The sequence below is a fragment of the Desulfosarcina sp. genome, assembly GCF_041551955.1.
Classification (GTDB): domain Bacteria; phylum Desulfobacterota; class Desulfobacteria; order Desulfobacterales; family Desulfosarcinaceae; genus Desulfosarcina.
The window spans coordinates 1-4,150 of sequence record NZ_JBFELV010000442.1; the positions used below are offsets into that span (position 1 = coordinate 1).

Annotated in this window: 2 protein-coding genes; both read left to right on the top strand. The window is 54.9% G+C overall.

All coding sequences use genetic code 11. The annotated features are described in order from the left end of the window. The first annotated feature begins 155 nt into the window (after positions 1-155). Entirely contained in the window at positions 156-2,219 is a 2,064-nt protein-coding gene (locus ABYV26_RS22050) for a PAS domain S-box protein (RefSeq protein ID WP_372683514.1), read from the top strand. A 15-nt stretch (positions 2,220-2,234) separates the two neighbouring features. Beyond that, the gene (locus ABYV26_RS22055) at positions 2,235-3,932 is read left to right on the top strand and encodes a sigma-54 dependent transcriptional regulator (protein ID WP_372683515.1); all 1,698 of its coding nucleotides are present in this window, start codon (positions 2,235-2,237) and stop codon (positions 3,930-3,932) included. Positions 3,933-4,150 lie beyond the last annotated feature (218 nt).

A 4,150-nucleotide genomic window follows, 5' to 3' on the forward strand; every position in this document is an offset into this window, starting at 1 on the left:
GAAAATTATAATATATTGAAATTATGTTAAATTTAAAATTTATATAAAGGAACAAAAATTGCATTTAATTCACAACAGAAAGAATCCCCCCCGATCAAATAGATAACCTATTCTTATATATTCCACTCTGAATCGATTTCCAAAAGGAGGTTCAAATGAACATCCAACGGGAAAGAGCCCTTCAGGGAATTCACAACCACCTGGTCTGGGCAGGTGTGGTTTTCGTCATCATTTACTGGTTTATCGAATCCGCTGTACACTCGTATTGGTTCGATGAGGGACATTGGTTATTGCATGTCTTTCAACCCAGTGTGCATGAGCTGTGGATGCGCATGATCGTTGCCGTACTGCTGATCGTTTTCAGTTTCTACGGCCAGACGATCATCAACCAGCGCAAGCGGGCCGAACTGGCAATCATCCAGCGCGAGAAGGAGGCCCAACGGATTTTGGAGAACAACCCGGCTGCCATTATCCTGGTTGATTGCGATTCCCGCCTGATTACCTACGCCAACAACAACGCATTGAACATGATCGGGGCATCCCCTGAAGCGCTTCTCGGAAAACGGTGCCACCGGTTCCTGTGCCCCTCGCAGAAAGGGCAGTGCCCCGTCCTGGACCTGGGCCAGCGGGTGGAAATAGCCGAGCGTGAGCTCCGCACCGCGCAGAAAAAGACGGTTCCCGTCCTCAAAAGTGTCACCGAGGTTCAGTACAAAGGCAAACCGCATTTGCTCGAAGCATTCTTTGATATCACCGAACAGAAAAAAATGCAGATCGCCATCCAGCAGGCGCATGCCGAATTGAACCAGATTTTTCAAACCGCATCGGTCGGCATGCGCCTGATCGATCGCAATTTCAACATTTTGAAGGTCAACCAGGCGTTTTCTGAACTGTCGGGTTTCTCGTCCGAAAAAGCGATTGGCCGCAAATGCTACGACGTGTTCGCAGGTAACATGTGCCATGGCCCCGCCTGCCCGTTGAAGCAGATTTTAGATGGAAGGAAACTGGAGGATTACGAGGTAAGCAAAACCCGCTCGGACGGATCGGTCATCACCTGCGACCTCACGGCAACCCGGTTCGAAGGACCCGACGGCATCATCGGCATCGTTGAGGCGTTCAAGGACATATCGGAGCTTAAAAGGATCCAGAATGAGCTCATGTCCGAACGGGACCGGCTGCATCGCATCCTCTTTCATCAGTTTGAACATGTCGGCATCGTCAACGACCGCTATTTTCTGGAATACCAGAACGAGTTGCTGAAAAAACAGACGGCCGGAAAAGGCCGGTGCCGCTGCTATGAGGTGTTTCGTGACAGGGATCGGCCCTGTGGTGACTGTCTCTTGCAAAAAGCCCTTGAATCCGGAAAAATCCAGCGCTTCGAATTCGACACCGCCGCCGGTAGAAGCTACCAGCATACCTACACCCCGTTTGTCGACAACAACGGCCAGAAAAAAGCGGTGGTTTCCCAGCGGGACATCACCGAAAGAAAAGCCTCCATTGCAACGGCCCTCCGGGCTGAGCAACTCGCTGCACTAGGAGAACTGGCTGCCGGCGTGGCCCACGAAATCAACAACCCCATCAACGGCATCATCAACTACGCCCAGATGCTGGTGAACAAAACCAAGACAGACGATCCACTCAACTCGATATCCGGGCGGATTATCGGTGAGGGTGACCGGATTGCCGCCATCGTCGCCAGCCTGCTCTCCTTCTCCCGGCGGGAAAACGAAAAGCTCAGCATCGTCAGCATTGCGGAGCTGCTCGAGGAGTCAGTGACATTGACCGGTGCCCAGCTGAGAAAAGACGGCATCGTGCTCTCGGTCAACATGGATGACCAGCTGCTTCCGGTTTCAGCCAGGGCCCAGGAAATCGAACAGGTGTTCCTGAATATCATCAACAACAGCAGGTACGCCCTGAACGAGAAATATCCGCAAGGCAGCGAATTAAAGTCGCTGGACATCGATGTCAGCATGATCGCCGACAACGGTAAATCCATCATCCGGGCCTGTTTTACCGACCATGGGCCGGGCATCCCCCCCCACGTGATCGAAAAAGTGATCAATCCGTTTTTTTCCACGAAGCCGAAGGGCAAGGGAACGGGACTGGGATTGAGCATCAGCCACCGAATCGTCGAGAATCACGGGGGGCGTCTTGCCATTGAAAGCGAGGAGGGCGAGTATACCAAGGTGACGGTGGACCTGCCCGTTCAATCGGGTAACTGATCGTTTAGGTGCTACATGAAACACAGAATTCTGGTCGTCGATGACGAGGAGAGCATCCGCTATACATTTGCTGATTTTCTATCCGAGGCCGGACATGAGGTGACCACCGCGTCGAACTATACCCAAGCGGCTGCCCTGATTGCCGAATCCACCTTCGACCTTCTCTTTGTGGACATCATCATGCAAGGCAAAACCGGCATCGATCTGCTGCGCAGCGCCAAACAGCACAACCCCAATTCCCAGGTGATCATCATCACCGGCGCCCCCAGCGTCGATACCGCCTCGGAAGCCATGCGTCTCGGTGCCCTCGACTACCTCGTCAAACCCGTTCGCCAAAACGAGTTGATCAAGGCCACCACCCTGGCGCTTCGTCACAAGCGGCTTTCCGATGAAAAAGACCGCTGCCGTTCCAATGTCGAAGCCATATTCCAGAGTGTAAAGGACGGAATCGTCACCGTGGACGAGCAGATGCGGGTGGTGGACGTCAACCAGGCCGCGATGGACCTATGTGGTTTTACCCCAAATGACGTGCCCGGCGCGTTCATCCGCGCGGTTACCGCCGGCTGCAATGGCGCCTGTGTGGACGTGCTCAAGGAAACGCTGGGCACACGAAAAGCGGTTGAGCTTCGCCACATCGAGTGCCGTCGCAAAAACATGCGCAAGCAGATTGTCAGCGTCAGTGCCGCACCCCTGATTGATCACATGGATCACTTTACCGGCTGTGTCATGGTCCTGAGGGATGAGACCCGCCTGCGCAACCTCGAGCAAAGCGTCGAGGAGAGCCGTGCTTTCAACCGGTTGATCGGCGCCAGCATGCAGATGAAAAAAGTAAAATCCCTGATCAAGGCCCTGGCGGATGTGCAGACAACCGTATTGATCACCGGAGAAAGCGGTACGGGCAAGGAACTCACCGTGGAGGCACTCCATCGGGCGGGGGATCGGTCTGCCGGACCGCTGGTCAAGGTCAACTGCGGGGCCCTGACCGACAGCATTCTGGAGAGCGAGCTATTCGGTCACGTACAGGGGGCCTTCACCGGTGCGGTCAAGGACAAGATCGGCAGGTTCCACATGGCCGACGGCGGCATCATCTTTCTGGACGAAATCGGGGACATCTCATCCAAGATGCAGCTTCAACTGCTGCGGGTGATCGAAACCATGTCCTTCGAGCGGGTGGGCAGCCCCAATCCCGAACAGGTCGATGTCCGGGTAGTGGCCGCCACCAACCGGGACCTGGCAGCAAAAGTCGCTGCCGGTGACTTCCGCAAGGACCTGTACTATCGGCTGAAGGTGGTCCAGCTCAACCTGCCTCCGCTCAGGGATCGCAAGGACGATATTCCGATGCTGACCCGCCACATGATCGAGAAATTTAACCGCAAATTCAAAAAAGCGATCAAGGCCGTCTCCTCCGATGTCGAAAAACTGTTTCACCAGCACGCCTGGCCGGGCAATGTCCGCGAGTTGGAGCACACCCTCGAGCACGCCTTCATCATGTGCAACCAGCATGTGATCACCCTCTCCCACCTGCCGGCCGAGTTTCAGGGCCAGAACGGCAGTGTGACCGTTTTCAATGACCCGGACAATTTGACTGAGGCCGAGGCCATCGAACGGGCCCTGGAGGAAACCGACGGCAACAAGGCCAAGGCCGCCCGCATGCTCAGCATGAGCCGACGGACCATCTACCGCAAGATCGATAAGTACAATATTGCGGGGTGAGGCGGTTCGGCATAGCTGGACCAATCCTGGCCTGCCGTTTGAGTTTGTTGGAGCCACTTCCAGCATCGATGCGAAAGAATAGGGGCGCTGTCCATGACTTCGGACAGAGCCCCTTGGCTTATGGTCGGTTAGCTGTCGAGGGTTGGTCAATGCCGGGATCCCTTCCCTCTTGCGGGGGAAGGATCATTGGTCTACAGGAGGCATATATTCATCCAGGA

Bases quoted from the DNA above. Each gene is read 5' to 3' on its own strand.
- ABYV26_RS22050 (WP_372683514.1), top strand. From the start codon at position 156: ATGAACATCCAACGGGAAAGAGCCCTTCAGGGAATTCACAACCACCTG.
- ABYV26_RS22055 (WP_372683515.1), top strand. From the start codon at position 2,235: ATGAAACACAGAATTCTGGTCGTCGATGACGAGGAGAGCATCCGCTAT.